Source organism: Actinoplanes sp. NPDC051633, from assembly GCF_040681735.1.
In the GTDB taxonomy this organism is placed as follows: domain Bacteria; phylum Actinomycetota; class Actinomycetes; order Mycobacteriales; family Micromonosporaceae; genus Actinoplanes.
Map to the genome: position 1 here is coordinate 1 of NZ_JBFAZH010000988.1, position 2,918 is coordinate 2,918.

The window sequence follows — 2,918 nt, forward strand, 5'->3', positions numbered from 1 at the left end:
AAACGGCTGCTGGACGCGCCGTCGCGCCCCACGGCCTGCATCTGTTTCACCTACGAGCTCACCGTCGGCGCGCTGATCGCGATCAACGAGTACGGGGTTGTCGTCCCGGACGAGCTGTCCTTCGTCGGCTTCGACAGCGTCGAGCTCGCTCAGGTCACCCGCCCTCGCCTGTCCGTGATCACGCAGCCGACTCCGGACATCGCCGCCGAGGCCGCTGCCCTCATCCACGCCCGGCTGTCCGCGAACCCATCGCCCCGGATGCACTCGGTGGTGACTCTGGCCGGCGAACTCGTCCGCGGAGAATCGGTCGGTCCACCCCGCCCGGTGCCGGGCCGTCCCCGATCCCGCCGAAGCCATCAGAAAGGCGTATGACCGCCATCGCGCCTTCCATACCGGCTCAGGCCGAAACACGGCCCAGCTCGGTCAGTCTGGCCTGGAGAACGTCGGCCTGCTCCGCGGTGAGGCCGTCCTCGCCCAGCCGGGTGCGCACCTTCTGCTGGAGCTGCTCCACCCGCTCCGCGACCTCCGACGGGTCGGCCTGGTCCAGCTGGCGGATCAGGTTGAGCAGGTCGACCGCGACGTCGGGGCGGATCCGCCCGGCCGCCTGCCCGGCCTCCACCTCGGAGATGACCCGGTCGACGGCCGCGCCGAGGTCGGCCGCCGTCGGCGTGGGAGCGGCGGTGGTCGGTGGCGCCGTGGCTGTGGGGGCGGTGGTCTCTGCCGGGGACGGGACCGCGGGCGGCGGCGCCGCGGCGTCCCGCTCCGGTGAGCCCCCGATCGCGACGGCCACGCCGGCCGCCGCGAGCAGCACGGCCACGACCCCGGCGCGGGCCGCCCACGGTTTGCGGCCGGGCGGTCTGAGCGAGACGGTGTGGGCCGGCGCGCGGCCGGTGGTGAAACCGCGCGGCGGCGGGGGAGCGGTGGCTGCGCTTCCGGCGAACGCGGCCAGCCCCGCACGCACCTCGGCCGCGGACGGCCGCCGCTCGGGCGACTCGTCCAGGCACCTCTCGACCAGATCGCGGAACTCCGGCGGCAGATCGGCCGGCAGCACACCGGGCCCGGCCGAGCGCGCCGCGGTGAGCTCCTCCCAGGTGTCCACCGGGTACGGCGGGTCACCGGTGACCATCTCGAAGAGCACGACGCCGAGGCCGTACACGTCGGTGGCGGGCTCCGCGGGCTTGCCGTCCAGCCGTTCCGGCGCCACGTAGGCCGGGGTCCCGAACGTCGCGCCGGTGTCGTCGTCGTCCGGCGTGCCGACCATCGCGCTGATCCCGAAGTCGAGGATCCGGGCGCCACCGGGGGTCAGCATCACGTTGCCCGGCTTGACGTCGCGGTGCACCACCTGCCGGGCGTGCGCGGCGGCCAGCCCCTCGGCCACCTGCGCGCCGATCCGCGCCGCCTCCGGCCAGCTCAACGGCCCGTCCGCGAGCCGGGCGGCGAGCGACGGCCCGTCCAGCAGCTCCATCACCACGAAGGGCGCGAGCGAGGAGTCGGGGCGCTTGGTCTCGCCGTAGTCGTGCACCGCCGCGATGTACGGGTGCGACAGCCGCGCCGTCGTGCGGGCCTCGGTGAACGCCTGCTTCACCACCTCGGCCGACGAGGTGGGCAGCTTGATCGCGACCGGGCGACCGAGCAGCTCGTCCTCGGCGCGCCAGACCTGCGACATCCCGCCGGACGAGAGCTGCGTGACCAGCCGGTAACGCAGGGACAACACCGTACCCGGCGCGGGCCAGACTTCGTCCACGCGCGAACCCTACCCGGCACATCGATGTACCAACACTCGCGGAATTCGTAACGGCCGTGCACCGAAGCGTCACACGTATACTGCGCCGGTGACCCGGACCGAGTCGCTCGACGCCGGCACCGTCGCGGTGCACCTGCCGCGGTTCCAGACCGGCTCGCCACCGCAGCATCTGATCACCACGCTGCTGGGCGACTACTGGTTCGCGAGCGCCGAGCGGCTGCCGTCCGCGGCACTGGTCCGGCTCGCCGGGGAGTTCGGCGTCTCCGCCGTCGCGGCGCGTGCCGCACTGAGCCGGCTGGCCCGCCGCGACCTGCTGGAGTCGTCGAAGGCCGGCCGCCGCACCTACTACCGGCTGACCGACCGGGCCTCCGCCGTCCTTTCCGAGGGCCGGCGCCGGATCATGTCCTTCGGGCTGGGCGAGAGCGCCTGGGACGGGCTCTGGACGCTGGCCGCCTTCTCGATCGCCGAGGATCAGCGCGATCTGCGGCACGGCCTGCGCACCGAGCTGCGCTGGCTCGGCTTCGCGCCGCTCTACGACGGCCTGTGGATCTCGCCGACCGCCGGCGTCGAGGCGGCCCGCGCGGCGCTGGCCAAGCTGGCCGTGCCCACCGCGACCGTCTTCCGCGCCTCCGCCCCGGACGCGCCCGGGCTGCGACCGCCGCAGAGCGCGTGGGACTTCGGCGTGCTGCGGGCCGGCTACGACCGCTTCCTGGCCGAGTACACACCGCTGCTGACCCGGGTGCGGCAGGGGTCGGTGGGCGCGTCCGAGGCGCTGGTCGCCCGGTCCGGGATCATGGACACCTGGCGTACGTTCCCCAACCTCGACCCGGGCCTGCCGGCCGAGCTGCTGCCGCCGGACTGGCCACGGGGCGACGCCCGCGATGTGTTCGTCGAGGTCTACGACACCCTCGGCCCGCTCGCCGAGTTCCGGGTCAAGCAGATCGTCGCCGAGTTCGATGCCGGGCTGGCCGATCTGGTCCGGTCCCACGACTCCGGCACGATCCTTGACAGATGACGTTCCGCTGACGACGGTGACAGGATCGCCTCATGTCGAGGCACGGGGAGCGCGATGCGCTGGTCTGCGCACCCCTGTCCCACATCGCGGCGCTCGGCCAGTCGCGGGGCCACCGTCAGCGCCGCCGAGGTGCTGGCCGGTCTGGACGGGCAAATCGCG

General features: G+C 73.8%; 3 protein-coding genes. 2 read left to right on the plus strand and 1 reads right to left on the minus strand.

All coding sequences use genetic code 11. The features are described 5' to 3' along the window. The coding region (locus AB0M20_RS35645) for a substrate-binding domain-containing protein (protein ID WP_364304952.1) at positions 1-372 on the plus strand (372 nt) is incomplete at its 5' end. Between the two features lie 25 nt (positions 373-397). Here AB0M20_RS35645 and AB0M20_RS35650 read toward each other — a convergent pair. Next, the gene (locus AB0M20_RS35650) at positions 398-1,744 is read right to left on the minus strand and encodes a serine/threonine-protein kinase (protein ID WP_364304954.1); all 1,347 of its coding nucleotides are present in this window, start codon (positions 1,742-1,744) and stop codon (positions 398-400) included. 88 nt (positions 1,745-1,832) lie between these two features. Here AB0M20_RS35650 and AB0M20_RS35655 point away from each other — a divergent pair, with 88 nt between their 5' ends. Continuing rightward, on the plus strand, positions 1,833-2,759 hold the full coding sequence (locus tag AB0M20_RS35655) for a PaaX family transcriptional regulator C-terminal domain-containing protein (RefSeq protein ID WP_364304956.1): 927 nt from the start codon (positions 1,833-1,835) through the stop codon (positions 2,757-2,759). The last annotated feature ends 159 nt before the right edge of the window (positions 2,760-2,918 follow it).